This is a genomic window from Neorhizobium descurainiae (assembly GCF_051400715.1).
Classification (GTDB): domain Bacteria; phylum Pseudomonadota; class Alphaproteobacteria; order Rhizobiales; family Rhizobiaceae; genus Neorhizobium.
Genome location: NZ_JBLFFK010000031.1, coordinates 25,086 through 44,297 on the forward strand (window position 1 = coordinate 25,086; position 19,212 = coordinate 44,297).

Genomic DNA, 19,212 nt, shown 5'->3' on the forward strand with positions numbered 1-19,212 from the left:
AAAAGCTGCGTCGTAGAGACGGTTTCAAACCAAGAGAAAGTGCCCGGGCGCCCGCTCTTCGAGCGCCTCGCCGGCCGGATATCGCTCGGGATCGTAGATCAGCCGCGTCCTGCGCCTTTCGACATCCGGGTCCGGCGCCGGAGCGGCGGAAAGCAGGGCCTGCGTGTACGGATGAAGAGGATTGCCGAACACGGAGGCCGCCGGCCCGATTTCGACGATCCTGCCGCGCAACATCACCGCGACCCGGTCGCAGAAGTAACGGACCATGCTGAGATCGTGAGCGATGAACAGATAGGTCAGCCCCATCCGCTGCTGCAGCTCCTTGAAGAGGTTCACGATCTGAGCCTGGATGGAGACGTCCAAGGCGGTGATCGGCTCGTCCGCGACGATGAACGAGGGATCGGAGGCGATCGCCCGGGCAATACAGATGCGCTGCCGCTGGCCCCCGGAAAATTCATGCGGAAACCGCCTCATCAAGGCCGGGTCCAACCCGACCGTGCTGAAAAGCTCCGCGACGCGCTCCTCTCTCTCACTCCGGTTCCTGGCGCTATGGACGCCAAGCGGCTCGGCCACGAAGTCGCCGACACGCATGCGAGGGCTGAGCGCCGCGTAAGGGTCCTGGAAGACGACCTGCATTGCCTTTCGCAGCGGCCTCATCTCGCGCCGGGATGCATCGGTGATGTCCTGCCCATCGAACCACAATCTCCCCTTGGTGAGCGTCTCGAGCCGCAGCACCATTCGGCCGAGCGTGCTCTTGCCTGACCCCGATTCCCCGACGAGGCCGACGATCTCGCCCCGGGCGATATCGAGGGAGACGCCGTTAACGACGGGCGTCGGCCTGGCATTCCCCCAGCCCCGGCTTTCGTAGACCTTTGTGGCATCCTCGATCCTGACGAGAGGTTCCGTCCGTGTCATGCCGCACCTCCCGTTTCACGAATGCGCGTCTTGAGATCGTACCAGGCCGCCACCTCATGGCCCTGGACATCGCCGACCGGCTTCAATCCCGGACGCTCCTCGAAGCAGCGGGGCGTGGCGAACGGATTGCGCTCTGCAAAAGGATCACCCTTCGCCCGCCGGAACGGGTTGGGCGGCTGGCCCGGTATCTGGTACAGCGGTTCGCCCGCCACCTGATCGGGACGCGGCAGCGACTTCAGAAGGCTCCAGGTATAGGCGCTCGCTGGATTGTAGAAGACCGACCGCACAGGTCCCCGCTCCATGATCTGGCCCGCGTACATGACCTGGACGGTCTCGGCGAAGCCGGCCACCACGCCGATGTCGTGCGTGATCCACAGCACGGACATCCCGAAACGCTCCTTCAGGGAGCGGATGAGATCGATCACCTGCGCCTGGATGGTGACATCGAGAGCGGTGGTCGCCTCGTCCGCGATGAGGAGCCGCGGTTCGCAGGCCAGGGCGATCGCGATCATCACGCGCTGCCGCATGCCGCCGGAAAACTGAAACGGAAAGGCGCGCATCCGGCGCTCCGCGTCGGGAATTCCGACGAGTTCGAGCAGTTCGCGCGCCCTTGCCCGCGCCGACGGCCAGTCCAGCCGCTTGTGGCGCACCAGGACTTCGCTGATCTGCCGGCCGACGGTCAGAACCGGATTGAGCGAGGTCATCGGATCCTGAAAGACGATGCCGATCTCCCTGCCGCGCACGTTGCGCAGCTCCTGCGCGTTCATCTTCAGGAGATCGCGACCGGCAAAGATGATCTCGCCGCTTTCCAAGGCCAGCCCGCGCGGCAGCAGGCCAAGCATGGCGAGAACATGCATGCTCTTGCCGCTGCCGCTTTCGCCGACGATGCCGAGCGTCTCGTTTTCACAAAGGTCGTAGCTGATATCGTTGACGGGATATCCGGTCTCGCCACCGTTCTGGATACGGATCTTAAGGTTTCTGATCCGGAGAAGAGGTTCGGCCATCTCACGTCACCTTCGGATCGAGAAGATCGCGGAGCCAGTCGCCGGTCAGGTTGACGGACAGTGCGGTGATGAAGATGGCGGCTCCCGGAAAGATGGCGATCCAGGGCGCGGAGGACATGTAGGACCGGCCTTCCGCCAGCATTCGTCCCCAGCTCGGCGACGGCGGCTGGACACCAAGACCGAGAAAGCTCAGCGCGGCTTCGAGGATGATGACGCGGGCAAGCTCGATGGTGGCGATCACCAGCGCCGCCGAGAGAACATTCGGCAGGATGTGCTGGAAGATGATCCTGACATCGCCGAGCCCGATCGCATGCGCGGACTGGATGTATTCGCGCTCCCGCACGCCCAGCACCTGGCCGCGGATCACCCGGGCGTACTGGACCCAGCTCGTGAGCGCCAGCACGAAGATCAGATTCTGGAGGCTCGGACCGATCGTCCCGACGACGAGCAGCGCCAGCAGGCTCAGCGGGATCGACAGCTGCAGGTCGACGATGCGCATCAGGACCGCATCAACCCAGCGGCCGTAGTATCCTGCGACAAGGCCGATGACGATCCCGATGGCGCCGCCGAGCAGCACGGCTGTTGCGCCGATCATCAGGGTCACTCGCGCCCCATGGATCGTCCGGGAGAGGATATCGCGACCGAGCTGGTCTGTGCCGAAGAGATGCAATCCCTTCGTCGTGTCGAAGGATGGTGGCGCCAGCCGGGCCATGAGGTTGTTTGCCGTGGGACTGGCGAGGCCGAGCAGCGGGCCGAACAGGGCGACGGCGATCAGCAGCGCGATCAGCGAAACGCCGATGATGCCTGCGATGCTGCCGAATTTGGAGGAGACGCGCATGGGATGAACCTTACCTTCCGAGCCGGATTCGCGGATCGAGGAGGGTGTAGAGAAGGTCGACCAGGAAATTGATGCAGACGAAGATCGTCGCGATCAGGAAGACGCCTGCCTGGATCACCGGGAAGTCCTTGCTGTCGATCGCCTGGACCAGAAGCCTGCCGACGCCCGGCCAGGAAAAGACGGTTTCGGTGACCGCCGAGCCGCCCAGCAGTTCCGCGGCCAGAAGGGCGAGCATGGTCACGACCGGGATCAGGGCGTTGCGCGCCGCATGAACCATGAAGATGGTCCGCGGCATCAGCCCCTTGGCTCTCGCCGTCCGGATGTAATCCTCCGACAGCGTCTCGATCATGCTCGACCGGAAGAGCCGGGTGATGTTCGCGGCCACGAAGATCCCGAGCGCCATGGTGGGAAGCACCAGCGATGCCGGTCCATCCCACCCGCCGGTCGGGAACCAGCCGAGCTCCACCGCGAAGAAAAGGACAAGCAGGATGCCGAGCCAGAATACCGGCGTGGCCTGTCCGGCGAGCGCAAGGCACATGATGACGAATTCAAGAAACCGCCCCCGGGCCAATGCGGCGGCAAAGCCCGTCGCCGCTCCCAGCATCGCTCCGAGCGCAAGGGACGAAGCGGTCAGGATCGCCGTGGCCGGCATCCGTTCCAGCACGACGTCCATTGCAGGCCGGAAGGACTGGTAGGACAGGCCGAAATCGCCGACGACCGCATGGCTCAGGAAGTCCAGATATTGCACGATCATCGGGCGCTCCAGACCCAGGCTGCTGCGCAGTTCCTGGATCTGGCTGTCCGGCGTTCCCAGCGGCAGCAGAAGCACCGCCGGGTCGCCGAGCATGCGCGTCACGACAAAGACGATCGTCACGATACCCCAGATGGCGAGCAGCGACTGACCGATGCGGATGAGGAGGTATCGCGACATGGGCCCTACTTCAGAACCACATCGGAAGCGCGAACCCAGTCATCGCCCCGTGCCTTCCAGTCAATGCGTGCCGAGGTGGCGTAGGTGAACGGCTGCGCGAACAGGAAGATCACCGGCGCTTCACGGCACATGATCTCGGTCGCCTGTTTGTAGTGGACAAGTCGCTCCTTCGGATCGTTGGTCGCCCGTCCGGCCTTCAGCGCCGCGTCGTAATCGGCATTGTTGAAGTATGCGGTCGGATTCTGGGAGGCATAGAGGCCGAGCTGACCGTCGGCGTCGAGTGTCGGCCAGGCCTGCCCCATCAGTGACATCGGCCCCATCTCGCCGCGCGAATAGGGCTGGACCCAGGAGCTGAAGTCATATTCGCGGATCACGGCGTTGAGGCCGACTTCCTGAAGCTGCGCGGCGACGACCTGGCTGATTTCGCTCGCCATGAAATAGCGGCCCATCGGCACCTGCAGCTCGATCTGCGTGCCCGACGCAAGACCGGATTCGGCGATCAGCTGCTTGGCCTTTTCGGGATCGTAGGGATAGGGCTTGAGGTCTGCGTTGTAGCCGAAATAGGCAGGCGTCATGATCTGGCAGTTGCTGACGGCGCCGAGGCCGCCAAGCAGCCCGTCGACGATTGCCTGCTTGTCGATCGCATAGTTGACGGCCTGACGCAGCTTGACGTTGTCGCTGAAAGGCGGCTTCGCTGTGTTCATCCGAACGACCATCGAACGACTGCTGGGAACCCAGCCCGCATTCGTCTTGCTGCGGCCCTTCAATCTTTCCACTTCCTCGAGCGGAATATCGAAGGCGAGGTCTGCCTCACCCGTGGATATCGCTGCCACACGGGCTGCGGGCTCCGGAATAATCTTGAAAACGACGATATCGAAGGGAGAAGCCGGCTCCTTATAGGCGTCGTTCCTGACCAGGACGAGACGGTCGCCTGCCGTGAATTCCTTCAGCTTGAACTCTCCGGTCCCATAGACCTCGTTCGCCGGATTATGGGTCTCCATCCATTTCGGAGAGAGAAAGAAGATCATCGACAACTGGTCGGGCAGCGTCGGATAGGCGCCTTTGGTGTGGATCTTGATCCGGGTGGGGCTGACCACCTCGACATCGGAAACCGGATCGAACCAGGCGCGATTGCGCGACTTGGTTTCCGGATTGCGTATTCGGTCGATGTTCCATTTGACGACGGAAGCATCCAGCGGCTCGCCGTCCGCAAAGGTGACGCCGGCCTTCAGATCGAAGACCCATGTGCTGTCGCCCTCCGAATACCATTTCTCGGCAAGGACGCCGACGAGCTTCGAATCCGCATTGCGCGCAACGAGCGACGAGTAGAGGTGGGCCGCCACGCTGACGTCGGTGCCGACCACCTGCGCCTGGGTCGGGTCGAGGGTATTGACGGAAGAAGACAGCGCGATGGTGAGCGTTTCCGCTTGGACGGGCAACGCAACGCCTGCCATTAACATCGTGCCGGTAGCCCATGCAATCCGGCGCATAAGACGGCCGCCCAGGCCGCAGGTCACTTTCAGCATTTCAGTTCCCCTTTGTCTTTTCGGCTTCGATCCGGTTGGCCGATCCCCACCGATAGGAAAATTATTATTCAGCTTCTGAATAATATCAAGTCCAAACAATAGGCATCTGCTGCCTTTTTTATGACCAGATGAAAAAGGCAGCGGATATCAGGACTTAGGAGCTGCGGCCGGTCAGATCGGGGGCCTAGTCGACGATCTGGGCCGGCCGCCTCTTCAGGCGGCTTTCGACGAAGCTTCGAATATCCTCTTCCATGGCGAGCATGCCGTAGGACTCTCGCAACTTGTACAGCGCCGGCCCGAATGCATCCTCGATCTCGGCTTCGAACTTCGTCATGATTTCCGCCAGATAGAGTTCGTGGCGCAGGAAGACTCCCGCGAGATAGACGAAGGACCGATTTTCCGAATATGCACCGTTGAGGCCCGACGGTTCACGGGCAAGGGCCTGCTTGAAGTCGACGCACAGCAGGAAGAAATCAGGACCGATATTGGCGCCGTTGCCCTCATGCGGCCACAGGCGCACCTTGGCGCCCTCGCGAAGTTTCGGCTTATCGCCGTAATAGACGAAGAGGATCTCGACCCCCCGCTTGGCCGCCGCCTGCAGGGCCTTGTGGATTCGTTCCGGCAGAGGCGAGGTCGCCTTGAGAAGGATCTGTGACCGAGCGTCTTCGATCGTCGCCAGGATGCGCTTGTCGATCGCCGCAGGCGAGGACAACATCTCGACATAGTCGTCATTCGCCTCCGGAGAGAGGCTTCCCATCCTCCCAGCCAGTTCTTCGCAGATGCGCGTCGTCCTGCTGGCCATCGTCTCGAGAAACTGTTGGGGTTGAACGGCGATGTAACGGGCCGGCTGCCCCGAAACCTGGGTGGCAGCCCCCTTCTCCGTCAGTGACCGCATCACATTGTAGGTGTTCGGCACCGCAAGCTTGGCCTGCTTTCCGAGCTCATATGCCGTCGCCGGCCCGATCTGCACCAGGGCGACGTATATTCGGGCCTCCTGGTCGGAAAAGCCGATCTGCCCCAACTTTTCGATGATGTCAGTAAGATCTGTTTTGCCTGGGGTCATCCGGATTCCCTGATTAAAAGCGAGACGCACTGAGTTGTTATTCAGCGAGGGAATAACACAGGTTTGCTGCGCAACATACAATTTACACGGCTTGGCCTAGTCTGCTGAATCGGACGCCTCCATGACGAATGGCGAATTGGGCGATCCGGGCGCGAGGAACGCGACCATTGGGCCGCCCGGAGTTCTGGCCACTGCCGCTCAAGCGGTCGTGCCGCCGCGCCATTGGCCAATACTCCCGCCACAAGTAGGCCATCGGCAATGGCGTTCAGGCGAAGTGCCGCGGTGCGCGCCTTACCCTCCGCGGAGATCATCGGATTGGCTGGCGAAATGGGGGCGGAACAAGAACTGTTCCCGCAGACACGCGGCCTTTATCAACCAAAGACAGCTACTGCTGATTTGATGATGATTCCACCATCCGGACTTCTGCGCATCTGGCGTCCGGTGGCGAAACGGAAGACCTGCATCAATTGCAGGGCCGGCGGAACAAGCATCGATACCGGGTCGCCGAGCATTACCGCCTCCCCCTCGATACCGCCAACGCCCCAGCCGAGCACGCGATGCCATTGACCATCGTCGTGTGGCTATGATTGCGACAGAGATTTGATCTCAAGTCACGCCAAACCCGTCGGGAGAATTTGCTGATCGATGTGATCAATCTCCAACCGCAGCAGCTTTTCGATCAGACTTGATTGCTGTTTCGCGTAATTCACGTCATCCCACAGGTTGCTGAACTCGCCTGGATCATTGGCGAGATCGTACAACTCCCCCCACGGCACTCCGGCATAGATGCTGAGCCGCCAACCGTCATCAACGATACTGTGGACCCTGGGCAGGTTGTTCAGGCCAGGTGTCGCCCTTTGATGTTCATACTGGATCAGTGCCGCGTCGCGACCGCCGGCGCCGTTCAGAATACACGGTAGCAGGCTGTGGCCTTGCATTCCGCGATCTCTGGCAAGGCCTGCGCGCTCCAGGATTGTTGTACCGATATCGATGGTCGATCCGATCGCTTCGGTGCGCATTCCCTTCGGAGCCTCCGCCTTAGGATCGGCCCATATGAAGGGAACACGGAGAATACTCTGGTACTGCTCAGCCCCCTTCAATAGAAGTCGATGATCACCAAGATGGTCGCCATGGTCCGTCGTAAAGGCAAGAACGGTGTCCTCCATAAGCCCCGTGTTCTTCAGCACGGAGACGATGCTGCCTATCGCGTCATCGATGCACGTGATCATTCCGCATGTCAGTGCCATCGCTTCTTGTGCTTCGCGAACGGTAACGGCGATCGTATTCATCCCATTCAACCTGGCGGCGCCCCGGTCGCGCTCGGCCATGGCCGCAGCCACGTGAGGCGGTGGCGTCCAGTCGTTGCGGGTAAAGGCCTCAGGAACAGGAAAGTCCTCCGGCCTGTACATATCCCAATACTTTCCAGGTGGATTGAAAGGATGGTGCGGATCCGGGAACGATATCATTAGAAAGAAAGGCTGGTCGCTGCTGCCGAGATCGGCCAGATAGGCGCTGGCCCGGTCTTTGATAAATTCCGTCGAATAAAGATGTTCCGGAACAGCGGTCCGGTAGGCCTGAGGACAACTGTATGCGTGCGGCAGTTCCTTTGAATAGTCTTCTGGCGAACTGGCCTCCTGCCGGCACCTCTCGTTGAACCAGCGAACATAGGCGCCTCCGGGCTTGTCGCCGTGACCAGTGACGAGATCGACATGATCGAAGCCATAAAACGGGAGCTGCAGGGCTGCGTCGGACCTGCACCAGAACTCAGGTTCCTCCTGCCGATAGAGATCACCGTCGATATTCCGCATCCGCTTTTTTGCAGGATTAGTTCCGGCAAAAACCTCGGGATGTACCGGAGGCAATCCTGTGAAATTCTGGAGGTGGCTTTTGCCGATCAAGGCAGTCTCGTAGCCCCCTTCTCTCATGAGCTCGACAAAAGTCACCGCATCAAGGGAAAGCGGAATGCCGTTCATCCTGACACCGTGGATCGACGGCATTCGAGCTGTCATCAGGCTCGCGCGGTTCGGCATGCAAACGGGACTGGCAACGTAGAAGCGGTCGAAGCAGATGCCGTCGCGAGCGATCTTGTCTATATGCGGTGTCTGAACGATGGGATGTCCGTAACAACCGAGATAATCGGCGCGTTGCTGATCGGTGACGAACAGGATGAAATTGGGCCGTCGCACGTTTGTCTCCTGCTGAATGCTTAAACCTTGTCCTCACGCTTCTATTGCTACTGCTCACGCTGGTAAAATGAGCTTCCATATCTCGACCATTCCCACTGGTTATAGCCAGCTATGACTCAGCGCGGGTATGGGACCGAATGAGATGAGCAAGATGCGATCCGGGATGATTGAGTTGCCGCGCCGAATGCAGCGTCAAGCCGACCGGCCCCTCCATGGCTCCCTCCGGCAGCACGATCTCCCAGAGAAGACCTTGGGAAAGATCCTCTGCAACGATGCCATGAGGAACGAACCACACTGCATCTGTCATCAAAGTGAAGGTGCGTGCGAATGTTGGCGACAACGTTTCCAACAGATTTGGCAGCCCGGTGATCCCTTGCGATATGAGGAACCGATCGACTTCGTAGCGTATGACGGTGGTCGTCGTCGGGAGGATAACGGGATAGTTGCCGATCTTGTCCGCCCTCAGAGCCGTTCTTCCGAGCGGATGGTTCGGCCTGACAACGACACTGATCTTTTCCGTGTAGAGATGCTCGAAGGTCAGTTCGACCATGTCGCGTGGTTCCGACAGGCGCCCCATCACCATGTCCACCTCCGCTTGTCTGAGAAGCGCCAGCAGATGGGCGTTGGAGCCCGTTGCAATAGTTATAATCACGCCGGGATAATCTTCCTTGAAGCGGCTGATGACTGTGGGCATGACGGTTGCTGCAACATTCGGCAGGACGCCCACGGCAAGTCGCGGCATCACACCTTCCTGTTGCGTGACCACTGCGACGCCCTGACGAAACGCGACAAGAGCGGTCATGATATGCGAGTAGAACTTCTCGCCCTCGGCTGTCGGTGCAATGCCTTTATTGGTACGGCGAAGAAGCCTGACGCCGAGAATCTGCTCCAGTTCGTTTATCGTCTTGGAAACCGCCGGCTGGGTTACTGCAAGCTTGTCCGCGGCGCGCGAGATGCTACGGTTCAGCACCGTCTCGGAAAAGCACTGCAGGTGGCGAATTTTGATGCGTGGATCCACGTCGCTATGACCACAGGGTTATATCGATGGTTCTGAATATCATTTTACATCCGTGTCGCTGTCAATCATGACTGATGCATCATCTTAAACTTGGGAGGGTGTTTTGATGGATTTTGGCTGGTTGATACCGAAGCGGGTGCTGTTGAAGGGGTGCATTGCAGTCTCGGGCGCGGTTTTGCTGACGGGAGCATCTCTCGCCAATCCCCTCCCCAAGGAGACTGTGACCATCGTCGTGCCCCTCGCGGCCGGCGGTCCGACGGACGCGGTCGCTCGCATCCTGGCTGCGAAGATCCAGGCAAGCATCGGGCAAACGGTCATCGTGGAAAACAAGCCGGGAGCCGGGGGAAATATCGGCGCTGCCTATGTGGCGAGGTCCCAAGCAGATGGATTGACCTGGCTGGTGGCCCTGGACAGCACATTTACCATCAATCCTGCCATGTACAAGTCGCTCGGGTTCGAACTTGCCGATCTCTCCGCGCTGGCCGGGTTCGCTGAATCAGCCCAGGTATTGGTCGCAAACGCGAATATACAAGCCAAATCGCTCAAGGAATTTGTGGCCGAGGCCAAGGCTAACGCCATGAGCTATGCCTCGGCTGGTGTTGGCACCCCGGGCCATCTAACGTTCGAGTATCTGTCCAAGGTTGCCGACATTAAGGTCAACCATGTTCCCTACAAGGGTAATGCCCCCGCTGTGACGGACCTTATCGGCCGACAGGTGGATGCCGGATTCCTAGTGAGTTCTGGGGTCATCAGTCTTATAAAAGGTGGGGGTCTGCGTGGGCTGGCTTATTCCGGCAGTGCGCGCCTGCCGGCACTTCCGGATATCCCGACGGTGGCTGAGGCAGGCTATCCGGACTTTGCGGCGAGCTTCAAGTTCATGACCATGGTTCCCAATAATGTTCCGGCAGAGACAAAGACGTTCATTGCGGGCGAAGTGCGCAAGGCGCTTGAAAGTCCCGACGTCAAGGAAAAGCTCACCAACCTGGGTCTGGGAACCGAGGTCGATAACGAAGCAGACGCCGAGAAATGGCTCGTCACCGAGAGGAACCGCTGGAGTGGGATCATCTCCACTGCCGGAATAACGGCAAACTAATCGGAGCACGGCGCTCGGTGTTTCCATCGCTATTGTTCGTCTCTTCTGACGTAGGTGCACAATGACTGTATTCGGTAAACTCGCACTTCTGAGCTTCTCGCTGTCTCTGTCGATTGCTGTATGCAGTCCTGCATCGGCCGTGGATGCCGATGTGAAACTGATAACGTTGGGAACGACAGCGGGGCCATTGCCGCGCAAGGACCGCGCCCAGTTCTCCAACGCTCTCGTTGCTGGTGAAAGGCTCTACATCGTTGATGCCGGTGATGGTCTGGCAAGGCGCATTGTCCAAGCCGGCCTGGACTTCACCAAGGTAACGGAGATCTTCATAACCCACCCGCATAATGATCACACGGGTGGTCTCGCCAACCTTCTGAACGTCGTCTGGCAGTATGCGCGCTTAAAACCCCTTCAGATAATCGGGCCTCCGGGTACGGAGGAAACACTTCAAGGTGCGCTAGCCTTCAACAAGGTTGACGAGGAGATCAGGCTGTCTGAGAACCGCGATAAGCCGCTTTCGTCGATTGTCACTGCGCGGAACGTCGGAGTGGGCGAAATCTATCGAGATGACGTGGTTGTTGTCACCGCGATGGAGAACTCGCACTTCCAGTTCGCTCCGGGATCTCCGGCTTTTGGAAAGTACAAATCCTACGCATTGCGATTTGAATTCGATGGAAAAACGGTCGTGTTCACGGGAGATACCGGGCCGTCCGACAAACTTCGTACTTTCGCGCGCGGAGCCGATATTCTCGTGTCCGAAGCTTTGGCGGTAGACGAGGTGAGAAGCCGTCTCCAGCGGGCCGGTCAATGGGACAGAATGAGCGCGACTGAAAAACAGGGGTGGGAAAAACATATGTCGGAGGAGCATATCACACCTGAGCAGGCCGGCGAACTGGCAGCGGCGGCTGAGGTGAAGACCCTGGTGCTTAGCCATCTTTCCGCGTCTGGCAAAGACAACGATGATTACACCCGGTTTGCTGAAGCTGCGGCAAAAAAGTTCAAGGGCCGCATCGTGGTTGCAAAGGACCTTATGCAGATCTCGGCAAACTAGCCGACCTGCCGATAGCGCGTGCTGAACCCGGCTGAACATCAATGAGCTAGATGATGGGAATCGAACCGCTGCACTGGGAAACTGCTATAAGGAAATCAGAGACATAAGTTGCGCGTGTCGATGTTGATCACCCTTGTCAGAACGAACGTTTGACTACCGACGTTCCCTCCCCGAATTTCCAAAGGTCGCTCAGACGAGCGTTATGGCGAGCGTGGGAAAGCTAGCCCGAAACGGTACGGCTCAAACGTTCGTGTTCTGCCATCAGGAAGGTCACATAGCTGCGGATCAGATTGCAGTAAAGGCGACCTTCATCCGCGTTGATGGTGATCCCACTCTTGAGGTCGACACCGTGGCGGACGCCGCCCCCGGTCGGCGACGACAGGTAGCCATGCAGGGTGGTCAGCCAGGTCAGAACCTGCTTGATGGTCTGTCCCTTCATCTTCGTCCGGAGCTCGATGGCGATCTTGTTGAAATACTTCGCTTCGATCGTGGTTTCTCCGGCACTAAGGCCCTTGAAGGCCGTAAGTACGGATTCCATCAGCCACAATATCTCCTGCACAGCCTGCCGCGGATGCCCCTCGGAAAGCAACTGCTCGGAGTCGCGGAACGACTCCTGCGCCTGCTCGTCGAGTGACTGATAGCGCTCGGGCACAGGTATCGGCTTATGGATTCCGACCGCGACAATGGCCGGCAGCCTGATCTCGAACCCGGCTTGATGGTCCGCAAGGATACGATTGATGCGGCCCACTTCCGGCAAAGTAAAGTCGTCGCCGCGTAGCGCCTCGCAGCCTTCATAAAAGGCTTCGATGAAGAGCGGCGCGTTGTCGGCCGCCTGCCAGATAAGATTATTGAGGTCAGACTCCGCCCAGCTCTCGGACGAGCTGCGGTTAGCTGTACTGCCGCAAGCGCCTGCGAAATAGCGTTTGAAGTGTTCGAGGATGGCCCACCTGTTACCCTGCGCAGCCACCTTTTCTACGAGTGTGTCGAATTCGATTACGGCTTCGCGCGGCAATGCTCCCGGCGAGTCGAACCTCCAGTTCCCCTCCATTTTCATGATCTACCCTCTCCTACAGTCGTTAATGCAAAGAGCTGCTCCAGATCAGCTCTTTGCGCGGCATGCTTTTCGGGATTTTCCGCAATGAGCTTGCGCAGGTTCACGAGTTTCCCTTGGACCGCCGGGAGTGCGGCTGCCTGCGGCAGGCCGATAGCGTTAAAATCCGGCGCCCCGTCATGAAGGCTCAGCAAAAACCTCTGCGTGTTCTTATCAGCAAGGCGGGCGCGGATATCCGCGATAAGCCGGTCTCTTGTCCTCGCGAGCTCGTCGATTGTGACTGGTATGGTTGTCATCCCGACAAACTCCAAGGTGTAGGATTCGTTTAGAGGACTAAGGCTCGGTGAAAGCAGTTCGTGCGCCGGACGCGGCGAACTGGCGACGTAAACGAGAAACGTACGGAACAGCGCGTCGGTTAGCCCCTCATGGTCGTAGAGCAGCTTGACGTCAAAGAGATCGCGCGGGTGCTGGCGATCTACCGCCGCGTGGAGCTTTCCACCAAACAGATCTTCGAACGATACGACCTGGATAGACGCGTACCCGAATTCATCTTCGACCGCAGGCGAGACATCCCGTGGCTCGGGGTCGTGGACGACTCCACGTGTGACGGGCGAAGTTTCGATCTTGACTTCCGCGCCACCGAGCCGGGCGCGGATGCGGGTGGCGCCCCCGCCGCCGCCAGCGATGCGGCGGGCATCAAGCCCCGCAATGCCGCCGTTGGCGGCGGCGGTGATGCGGTCCAGCGTTTCGTCGATCTCGGCCAGACTCTCCGCGCGGTCCCGGACCGGCAAATAGGTCAGGTCGATATCAACCGAGAGCCGAGGCATGTCGCGATAAAACAGATTGATTGCAGTTCCGCCCTTCAGCGCGAAGGCCTTTTCAGCTGCGATAAAGGGGAGAAGCCGCACCAGCAGCGCGACCTGGGCGGCATAGGGTTCACGGGCCATCGGCAGCTCCTGTTGAGGTTTCGAGGAACTCCGAGGGAACCATGATGCGGTAGCGGGGGTGGATTTTGCCGCCCTTCACGAGGGCGCGGTCGCCCGTGCCCAGCTTGAAGTCATCGGGATTGAGGCGTTCGCGCCAAGAATGCTTATGGCGGTCGGCGAACACGAAGAACAGGCGTCTAACCTTGATCTTCCAGCAGCTCTGCAGCAGCGCCGTCAGGCGGCGCGGACTGAGCGTGGTCAACCCTTCAAATACCATGTCGAGATTGTGGAAGCTCTCATGGGCGGGGAGTTCGTCGAGGGCTTCCAGTAAGGCGCGCTCCGGTGACGACATTCGAAGCGCCCAGCCCCACGGCGTCGTAAGAGCGCTGGCAGATTTGTTCTCGGTGAGGCCTAAACCTGGATCGGTGAACAGGGACGTGCCGCGGGTAATTAGGGGCGCGTCGAGTTTCAAGCGCGGTACCCATGACGGGATATCATCGCCATAGAGCCACACAGGTGCGGGAGCTCCCAAAGGCAAGTAGTGGCGATATCCCTGCTCGCCGAGGGCAGTGATGCCACCGGCATGGATCTTGTAGCTCATGATGTGCTGGAGCGAGAGTAGGCAGGTCCGCCAGTCGAGCGGCGCCGGCTGCGGCGCCGGGCGACGGAAGACGCCGCGCTCGAGGCGCTCCAGCCAACCGCTCTCAACATACTTTCGCGTGAGGAAGCGGCTAATGCCTTGATTGTCTAGCCAACATGCGTCCGCGACAAAGCCTGCCGGGACGGCTTCCAAGACATTCTTTAGCTTGATTTCCTTCGGTGTACTCATGGTACACAGATAGCATAGATTCGAAGAAACGTACCAGGGCTCTTTGTAAATTCCGCGAAAAGAGTACTGAGAGACCACAAATTCCCTGTTTATCAAAGAGGACGACGTGGGTCAGGGACCCAGCTTATTCGTTTCATCGCAGGGGGCTGGAAATGTGCCCTTCTTCCTGTCGCGCTGGTAACGCCTTGAGATCCCATCAGGGGTGAGTAGCGGCCTGCACCGTGGCAGAGTGAGGTCGCTAGAAAACTCTCTAGAGGCCGACCATGCCGATGACAGCAGATCAATCTCAAGCGCAAACCGCTACTCTCGTCGATCTTGGCGCAATTTTCGTCTCGTTGGAATTAAGCAAATCGACCTGGCTGGTGACAGCAGAATTTGAAACCCAACTCGCCCAGCAGGCGGCTTAGTTTGAAGCGCCTCGCTGGTCCAGCCCGAAGGATTCACTCCATAACCGGCTCAGTTCTGCGTGGAAACCAACAGCTCAGGTGGAAAATCCGGCCAAATCTGCACCATCTCGCCGCTCTCGAAATAGGGCGACATTGCCGCCAATCCCGCCTGGACAAGGCCCACCCCCGCGAGTCCCGCTGCGTGATAAGTTTGGACGCTGTTGACACTCAGCGCACCCGGGAGTGCCAGCGACGAGTAACCGTTCCCGTCCGGATACTCCCAACCGAACGGCTTCGATCCAAGCGTCGGCGCGTAATGAACGATGGCATGGCCTTGGCTCACAAGGTCTTCGAGTGTCCGAGGCGTGCCGCGCCGGGCGAGATAGGCGGGACTGGCCGCATTGACCATTCGCAACGCGCCGATTGGACGCGCAATCAGGGTCTCATCGACAACCGGGCCGATCCGCACGACACAGTCGAAGCCTTCCTGGACGAGATCAACGCGCCGGTCCGTGCTCGATATTTCCAGTTCGAGTTGTGGATTTGCCGCCATGAATTGTGGGATGGCAGGGATGAGGGTCGAGCGCGCAAGTTCGGTGGGCAGATCGACACGCAGCCTGCCGCGTAGCGAGGTACGCTCGCTTGCAAACATGGAACGAAGATCCTCGGCGTCTGCGAGCAGGTCTCGGGCACGGGTGTAGAACGCACGGCCATCTTCAGTCAGTTGAACCGCGCGGGTTGTCCGATGGAGCAGCCGAGCACCAACGTCCGCCTCAAGCTGGCGTACCGCGGTCGAGACGCGGCCCTTGCGAATGCCAAGGCTCTCCGCGGCTTTCGTAAAGCTCGCCATCTCGGCGACCCGAGCAAAAATCCGGAGCGCATCTAAGTCTTGCATTGTCGCTTTCCTGAGAAACAGTTCGTTCGTTTACGCCCCTTCATAGCAGCATTCGAAACGGCATATCCATTCGAGAGACGACTGAGCTCTGGTTCAGGGCTGGACAGGTCCGAATGAGCGCGGACATGGCGCCAAGAGAAGGACAGTGAGTATGAACAAGTTTGCTGGGCGCCAGATCCTGGCATGGGCCGTGTCAGCCTTCTTCGTTCTTGGCGGCGCGATGAACATAGTCGCGCCAACATTCATCATGGAGGACTACGCCCGCTGGGGGTATCCCGCATGGTTTCACTACGTCACGGGAGCGCTCGAGTTGCTGTGCGCGGGGCTGCTCGTGCCGCGCAAGACCCGGGCGGCGGGCGCCATACTCGGGGTGCTTGTCATGGGCTCGGCCGTCCTTACTCTCGCGGTGCACGGCGAGTGGACGCATGTGGTGCTGCCGGCGTTGGTCCTGATCGCCTTGGCGGCGATATGCTTCGGCAGCAGAGATGGTGAGAGCCTGACTTGAATGGTGCACCTTACGTCGCCGCTGCCGAGGTGCCGACTTCCAACGGAAGCAAATACCGCCAGCAGAAAAGCCCGCCTCGCGCTAGGAACTGACAGACATGGATGCGCTATCCCTCTGCTGCTGCGCCGACCTGATGAAGTCCAGGAACGCGCGCAACGGCGGCGGCACCAAGCACCGTCCGGAGTAATAGAGGAAGGGGCCGGGAAAAGAGGACCACCAATCAGGGAGAACCGGGACGAGGCGGCCTGCCGCGATATGCGGCTGCAGCCATTCCTCAAACAGTCCGATGATGCCGACACCGCCAACCGCCATGTCCACGGCCAGGTCCATCGCGCCGCAGATGCTTACGGTGAGCGGCCCCCGCGGCTCAATGCGGACCGTCTCGTCGCCGCGTTCGAGCTCCCACGGGCTGAACAGCGACCCGTTGTCGAACCGTCCGCGCAAACATCGGTGCTGCAGCAGGTCCTGCGGATGCTCGGGATTGCCCGCTCTTTCGAGGTAGGTGGGCGCGGCAGCCATCGCGAACCGCTGAACCCGAGGTCCGATCGGCACTGCGATCATGTCCTGCTCCAGCTTCTCTCCGTAGCGGATCCCCGCATCGGCGCCTGCAGCAAGCACGTCTACGATGGTGTCTTCGGCGACGACCTCCACCTGGATGTCGGGATAGAGTGCCAAGAATTGCGGAAGAAGTGTCGGAAGCACCAGGCGTGCGACACCGACGGGCACGTTGAGCCGGAGCGTGCCCGCCGGCTTGTCGCGCAGGTCATTGAGGCTGGCAAGCGCCGCATCCATCTCCGTGAGGAGCGGAGCCAGTCGCTCGACAAGCCGACCGCCAGCTTCGGTCGGGGAAACGCTGCGTGTCGTGCGGTGAAGCAGGCGCACGCCCAGCCGGTCCTCCAGCCTCCGAACGGTTTCACTGAGCGTTGTCGGGCTGACACCGAGCGAGCGCCCTGCCTCCCGGAACCCGCGCGCCTTGGCGACGGCAACAAACGCGGTCAACTCATCGATATTGGCAGTCATGTCCAGTTATCCGTACAGCCTGTCTCGATAATGCGGGATTATCGTTGTGATCCGCAAGGGGTACATGATGGACATCAGCCAACTTTCAACCGAGCTGAGCTCTGAAAGGACAATGACATGACCCAAGTAACGCAAGCTGCAGCAGCACAACCGACCCGCGCCGACCTCGTCGCTGGTCTGGTCTCCGCCATGGTCAATCCGACCCGCTCGCCGATCATCCGCTCGCCAGCGGACGACGGCATCGCCTTTGAAGATGTCTTCTTCCCCGCGATGGACGGCGTGACGATCGAGGGCTGGTTCATCCCCGGCGACAGCGATCGCCTGATCATCGCCAACCACCCGATCTGGGCCAACCGCTACGGCTTCCCCGGCCACCTGAAGCCCTATAGCGACGCCTGGGAGGCGAGCGGCAACAACATCGAAGTCAACTTCATGCCGGACTACAAGCACCTGCACGAGGCCGGCTACAACATTCTCGCCTACGACTTGCGCAACTTCGGCCAGAGCGCGGCCGGCAGCGGCGGCGTAATCGGCAACGGCATCCGCGAGTATCGCGACGTGATCGGTTCGCTGCGCTATGTCCGCTCGCGATCTGACCTCAAGAACCTGAAGCTCGGCCTGCTCAGCCGCTGCTGCGGCATGAATGCGACCATGGTCGCCATGTCCAAACACCGCGAGGAGTTCGACGACGTCCGCGCAATCGTCGCACCGCAGCCCATCTCGCTCAGCGCCTTCTACCGGACGATCCTCGGCCACATGGGCATGTCGGACGCGCTGCCTGAGGTAGCCGACGCGCTGCGCCGCGCGACCAGCATGGAGCTGAAGGACATGGACATGCCTCCCTATGCAACGGCGGTGGATATTCCGACACTACTCCTGCAGGTCCGTGAAGATACCCTGACCACACCCGCCGACGTGCAAGCGATCTTCGACGCGATGCCGACCAACGAGAAGGAGCTCATCTGGATCGAGGGCACCAACCGGCGCTTCGACGGGTACAACTACCTGCCCCAGCACCCCAAGCCGATGCTCGAATGGTTCGACCGCTTTGTCGGCTAGCCGCGAAGGTTTCGCCACACCGCGCCGAGATCACCAGAACGTAATTATGAGGGTTTGCTGCGGCACGCCCTCATGATTTTCGCCTGCAGTCAGCCTAGCATTCGTTCGAACGAAAGCGCTCAGCCGTGCCCAGCAGCTTCCAGGACAAGCTCGCTAACTTCACGCGGTTGCGAGATTATCGAGAGATGGCTGGCCGGCAGTTCTATCGTCTTTGCACCCATCCTCTTGGCCAGATACCTCTGCAGCTCGGGATTGATGGTACGGTCTTCACCCGACACCGCATAATAGGCAGGTTTGGAACGCCAGGCTGCATCTGTGACCGTGCCTGCCAGCAAGGCCTTCTGAAAGGGATATTGCGTTGCATAAAGAACCTTCGCCCTCGCGGGAGGCACATCACCGGCGAAATCGCGCAAAAACGCTTCTTCGGTGAGCCTGCCTTCATCGCCATCGTAGACGATCCCCGCTGTCGCGGGAGGAGTAGGATATTTTTTGGCAAGCGCTGCGAAGTCTTCGTTCGCATCGGGTGCGCCAGCGGCGATATAGACAAGTGCTGAGACATTAGGATGCATCCCGGCTTGGGTGACGATCATCCCGCCGAAGGAGCGACCGACCAGGACGGTCGGGCCGTCTTGGCGGGCGAGTACGCGCTCTGCTGCTACAATGGATTGAGGCAGGGTCGTCAGGGGGTTCTGAACCGAAGTGACGGTGAGCCCCTTCGGCTGCAACAGGGATATGACGTCGCTCCAGCAAGAGCCATCGGCAAAGAGGCCGTGCACAAGGACAATATTGCGGGCTTTAGGCGGACGACCTAACGCGGGAGCTGCCAAGGTCTTTGTCGCAACGAGCGTAGCCGCTGCTCCTCCGATGAAAGTAGCCGAGAATGCGCGCCGGTTCATGCCCATCTTCGATTTCCCTTCTT

Annotated in this window: 19 protein-coding genes and 2 pseudogenes; 5 read left to right on the forward strand and 16 right to left on the reverse strand. The window is 59.9% G+C overall.

Annotated elements, in window-relative coordinates; all coding sequences use genetic code 11:
• Positions 1-24 precede the first annotated feature (24 nt).
• From ACMGE0_RS30710 to pcaQ, 10 genes and pseudogenes are all read right to left on the reverse strand, one after another.
• Positions 25-915 carry an ABC transporter ATP-binding protein gene (locus ACMGE0_RS30710; protein ID WP_436819677.1) on the reverse strand — a complete coding sequence of 297 codons (891 nt, stop codon included), beginning with the start codon at positions 913-915 and terminating at the stop codon, positions 25-27.
• On the reverse strand, positions 912-1,919 hold the full coding sequence (locus tag ACMGE0_RS30715; RefSeq protein WP_436819678.1) for an ABC transporter ATP-binding protein: 1,008 nt from the start codon (positions 1,917-1,919) through the stop codon (positions 912-914). The genes ACMGE0_RS30710 and ACMGE0_RS30715 overlap by 4 nt, the downstream gene beginning before the upstream one ends.
• A 1-nt stretch (position 1,920) precedes the next feature.
• Entirely contained in the window at positions 1,921-2,757 is an 837-nt protein-coding gene (locus ACMGE0_RS30720) for an ABC transporter permease (RefSeq protein ID WP_436819679.1), read from the reverse strand.
• A gap of 10 nt (positions 2,758-2,767) precedes the next feature.
• Positions 2,768-3,688 carry an ABC transporter permease gene (locus ACMGE0_RS30725; protein WP_436819680.1) on the reverse strand — a complete coding sequence of 307 codons (921 nt, stop codon included), beginning with the start codon at positions 3,686-3,688 and terminating at the stop codon, positions 2,768-2,770.
• Between the two features lie 5 nt (positions 3,689-3,693).
• Positions 3,694-5,214, reverse strand: coding sequence for an ABC transporter substrate-binding protein (locus tag ACMGE0_RS30730; protein WP_436819681.1), 1,521 nt, complete (start codon positions 5,212-5,214; stop codon positions 3,694-3,696).
• A 184-nt stretch (positions 5,215-5,398) separates the two neighbouring features.
• Positions 5,399-6,277 carry a TrmB family transcriptional regulator gene (locus tag ACMGE0_RS30735; protein WP_436819682.1) on the reverse strand — a complete coding sequence of 293 codons (879 nt, stop codon included), beginning with the start codon at positions 6,275-6,277 and terminating at the stop codon, positions 5,399-5,401.
• 371 nt (positions 6,278-6,648) lie between these two features.
• Positions 6,649-6,762: pseudogene (locus ACMGE0_RS30740) on the reverse strand (IS1595 family transposase); the annotation flags it as partial.
• A pseudogene (locus ACMGE0_RS30745) lies at positions 6,748-6,860 on the reverse strand (aconitase family protein); the annotation flags it as partial. The pseudogenes ACMGE0_RS30740 and ACMGE0_RS30745, both read right to left, overlap by 15 nt.
• Positions 6,861-6,888: 28 nt before the next feature.
• Positions 6,889-8,463 (reverse strand): sulfatase family protein, encoded by a 1,575-nt coding sequence (locus ACMGE0_RS30750; RefSeq protein WP_436819683.1) that lies wholly within the window; start codon positions 8,461-8,463, stop codon positions 6,889-6,891.
• A 109-nt stretch (positions 8,464-8,572) separates the two neighbouring features.
• Positions 8,573-9,481 carry a pca operon transcription factor PcaQ gene (pcaQ, locus tag ACMGE0_RS30755; protein WP_436819684.1) on the reverse strand — a complete coding sequence of 303 codons (909 nt, stop codon included), beginning with the start codon at positions 9,479-9,481 and terminating at the stop codon, positions 8,573-8,575.
• Positions 9,482-9,587: 106 nt separating this feature from the next.
• Here pcaQ and ACMGE0_RS30760 point away from each other — a divergent pair, with 106 nt between their 5' ends.
• Positions 9,588-10,574: a Bug family tripartite tricarboxylate transporter substrate binding protein gene (locus tag ACMGE0_RS30760; protein WP_436819685.1), complete on the forward strand. Its 987-nt coding sequence runs from the start codon at positions 9,588-9,590 to the stop codon at positions 10,572-10,574.
• Between the two features lie 61 nt (positions 10,575-10,635).
• Positions 10,636-11,622, forward strand: a complete 987-nt coding sequence (locus ACMGE0_RS30765; protein ID WP_436819686.1) for an MBL fold metallo-hydrolase — start codon at positions 10,636-10,638, stop codon at positions 11,620-11,622.
• A gap of 220 nt (positions 11,623-11,842) precedes the next feature.
• Here the strand turns inward: ACMGE0_RS30765 and ACMGE0_RS30770 are convergent, their stop codons facing one another.
• The 3 genes from ACMGE0_RS30770 to ACMGE0_RS30780 are packed head-to-tail and all read right to left on the reverse strand — an operon-like array spanning position 11,843 to position 14,428.
• Positions 11,843-12,676, reverse strand: a complete 834-nt coding sequence (locus ACMGE0_RS30770) for a hypothetical protein (protein WP_436819687.1) — start codon at positions 12,674-12,676, stop codon at positions 11,843-11,845.
• The gene (locus ACMGE0_RS30775) at positions 12,673-13,620 is read right to left on the reverse strand and encodes a nucleotidyl transferase AbiEii/AbiGii toxin family protein (RefSeq protein ID WP_436819688.1); all 948 of its coding nucleotides are present in this window, start codon (positions 13,618-13,620) and stop codon (positions 12,673-12,675) included. The genes ACMGE0_RS30770 and ACMGE0_RS30775 overlap by 4 nt, the downstream gene beginning before the upstream one ends.
• Positions 13,610-14,428, reverse strand: a complete 819-nt coding sequence (locus tag ACMGE0_RS30780) for a type IV toxin-antitoxin system AbiEi family antitoxin domain-containing protein (protein ID WP_436819689.1) — start codon at positions 14,426-14,428, stop codon at positions 13,610-13,612. The genes ACMGE0_RS30775 and ACMGE0_RS30780 overlap by 11 nt, the downstream gene beginning before the upstream one ends.
• Positions 14,429-14,691: 263 nt before the next feature.
• Between ACMGE0_RS30780 and ACMGE0_RS30785 the strand changes: the two genes are divergently transcribed.
• Positions 14,692-14,835 (forward strand): hypothetical protein, encoded by a 144-nt coding sequence (locus ACMGE0_RS30785; RefSeq protein ID WP_436819708.1) that lies wholly within the window; start codon positions 14,692-14,694, stop codon positions 14,833-14,835.
• Positions 14,836-14,884: 49 nt separating this feature from the next.
• Here ACMGE0_RS30785 and ACMGE0_RS30790 read toward each other — a convergent pair whose 3' ends face one another.
• Positions 14,885-15,709 (reverse strand): LysR family transcriptional regulator, encoded by an 825-nt coding sequence (locus ACMGE0_RS30790; protein WP_436819690.1) that lies wholly within the window; start codon positions 15,707-15,709, stop codon positions 14,885-14,887.
• Positions 15,710-15,860: 151 nt separating this feature from the next.
• Between ACMGE0_RS30790 and ACMGE0_RS30795 the strand changes: the two genes are divergently transcribed.
• On the forward strand, positions 15,861-16,214 hold the full coding sequence (locus ACMGE0_RS30795; protein WP_436819691.1) for a DoxX family protein: 354 nt from the start codon (positions 15,861-15,863) through the stop codon (positions 16,212-16,214).
• Between the two features lie 81 nt (positions 16,215-16,295).
• On the opposite strand, the gene ACMGE0_RS30800 is transcribed toward ACMGE0_RS30795, so the two are convergent.
• Entirely contained in the window at positions 16,296-17,234 is a 939-nt protein-coding gene (locus ACMGE0_RS30800) for a LysR family transcriptional regulator (protein WP_436819692.1), read from the reverse strand.
• A gap of 117 nt (positions 17,235-17,351) precedes the next feature.
• Between ACMGE0_RS30800 and ACMGE0_RS30805 the strand changes: the two genes are divergently transcribed.
• The gene (locus ACMGE0_RS30805; protein WP_436819693.1) at positions 17,352-18,293 is read left to right on the forward strand and encodes an alpha/beta hydrolase family protein; all 942 of its coding nucleotides are present in this window, start codon (positions 17,352-17,354) and stop codon (positions 18,291-18,293) included.
• A 119-nt stretch (positions 18,294-18,412) separates the two neighbouring features.
• On the opposite strand, the gene ACMGE0_RS30810 is transcribed toward ACMGE0_RS30805, so the two are convergent.
• Positions 18,413-19,195, reverse strand: a complete 783-nt coding sequence (locus tag ACMGE0_RS30810; RefSeq protein WP_436819694.1) for an alpha/beta hydrolase — start codon at positions 19,193-19,195, stop codon at positions 18,413-18,415.
• Between the last annotated feature and the right edge of the window lie 17 nt (positions 19,196-19,212).

Coding starts and splice junctions, on each gene's coding strand:
- ACMGE0_RS30810 (WP_436819694.1), bottom strand. CDS start 19,195: ATGGGCATGAACCGGCGCGCATTCTCGGCTACTTTCATCGGAGGAGCA.
- ACMGE0_RS30785 (WP_436819708.1), top strand. CDS start 14,692: ATGCCGATGACAGCAGATCAATCTCAAGCGCAAACCGCTACTCTCGTC.
- ACMGE0_RS30765 (WP_436819686.1), top strand. CDS start 10,636: ATGACTGTATTCGGTAAACTCGCACTTCTGAGCTTCTCGCTGTCTCTG.
- ACMGE0_RS30775 (WP_436819688.1), bottom strand. CDS start 13,620: ATGGCCCGTGAACCCTATGCCGCCCAGGTCGCGCTGCTGGTGCGGCTT.
- ACMGE0_RS30760 (WP_436819685.1), top strand. CDS start 9,588: ATGGATTTTGGCTGGTTGATACCGAAGCGGGTGCTGTTGAAGGGGTGC.
- ACMGE0_RS30800 (WP_436819692.1), bottom strand. CDS start 17,234: ATGACTGCCAATATCGATGAGTTGACCGCGTTTGTTGCCGTCGCCAAG.
- ACMGE0_RS30725 (WP_436819680.1), bottom strand. CDS start 3,688: ATGTCGCGATACCTCCTCATCCGCATCGGTCAGTCGCTGCTCGCCATC.
- ACMGE0_RS30780 (WP_436819689.1), bottom strand. CDS start 14,428: ATGAGTACACCGAAGGAAATCAAGCTAAAGAATGTCTTGGAAGCCGTC.
- ACMGE0_RS30710 (WP_436819677.1), bottom strand. CDS start 915: ATGACACGGACGGAACCTCTCGTCAGGATCGAGGATGCCACAAAGGTC.
- ACMGE0_RS30730 (WP_436819681.1), bottom strand. CDS start 5,214: ATGCTGAAAGTGACCTGCGGCCTGGGCGGCCGTCTTATGCGCCGGATT.
- ACMGE0_RS30735 (WP_436819682.1), bottom strand. CDS start 6,277: ATGACCCCAGGCAAAACAGATCTTACTGACATCATCGAAAAGTTGGGG.
- ACMGE0_RS30805 (WP_436819693.1), top strand. CDS start 17,352: ATGACCCAAGTAACGCAAGCTGCAGCAGCACAACCGACCCGCGCCGAC.
- ACMGE0_RS30715 (WP_436819678.1), bottom strand. CDS start 1,919: ATGGCCGAACCTCTTCTCCGGATCAGAAACCTTAAGATCCGTATCCAG.
- ACMGE0_RS30770 (WP_436819687.1), bottom strand. CDS start 12,676: ATGAAAATGGAGGGGAACTGGAGGTTCGACTCGCCGGGAGCATTGCCG.
- ACMGE0_RS30790 (WP_436819690.1), bottom strand. CDS start 15,709: ATGCAAGACTTAGATGCGCTCCGGATTTTTGCTCGGGTCGCCGAGATG.
- ACMGE0_RS30795 (WP_436819691.1), top strand. CDS start 15,861: ATGAACAAGTTTGCTGGGCGCCAGATCCTGGCATGGGCCGTGTCAGCC.
- ACMGE0_RS30720 (WP_436819679.1), bottom strand. CDS start 2,757: ATGCGCGTCTCCTCCAAATTCGGCAGCATCGCAGGCATCATCGGCGTT.